Genomic DNA, 612 nt, shown 5'->3' on the forward strand with positions numbered 1-612 from the left:
TAAATCAAGTGTATAGCAAATTGTTTTCACGCGCTACAGAGAAAAAAAAGGGCCGTCCTGTAAAGGACAGCCATTCTGTATATCACAAACTCTCGCCATTCGTTTCGATTACTTTCTTATACCAGTAAAAGCTTTTCTTTCTCGTTCTTGAAAGCGTGCCTTTTCCTTCATTGTCACGATCGACGTAAATATAGCCGTAGCGCTTTTTCATTTCGGCGGTGGATGCGCTGACCAGGTCGATCGGGCCCCATGATGTGTAGCCGATTAAGTCGACGCCGTCTGCAATGGCTTCTCTTACTTCTTTTAAATGATCGCGTAAATAGTTGATTCTGTAGTCATCCTGGATGGAGCCGTCTTCTTCGACGACATCGACGGCGCCGAGCCCGTTTTCAACAATGAAAAGCGGCTTTTGATAGCGGTCGTACAATGTATTCAGCGTAATGCGGATCCCTTTAGGATCGATCTGCCAGCCCCATTCGGACGATTCAAGGTACGGATTTTTGACGCCGCCGAGCAGGTTGCCTTCCGTTTTTGCCAAGTCTTCCGGACTCGTGCTTGCGACCATTGACATGTAGTAGCTGAAACCGATATAGTCGACGGTGTTTTCCTTTA

The 612-nt window shown here is 46.9% G+C and carries 1 protein-coding gene; it reads right to left on the reverse strand.

The annotated features are described in order from the left end of the window. Nucleotides 1-82 precede the first annotated feature (82 nt). Nucleotides 83-612, reverse strand: a 530-nt coding sequence (locus tag ACWHAR_RS29175; RefSeq protein WP_452088709.1) for a family 1 glycosylhydrolase, incomplete at its 5' end; no start/stop codon positions are given.

Source organism: Bacillus sp. LR--39 (assembly GCF_053613335.1).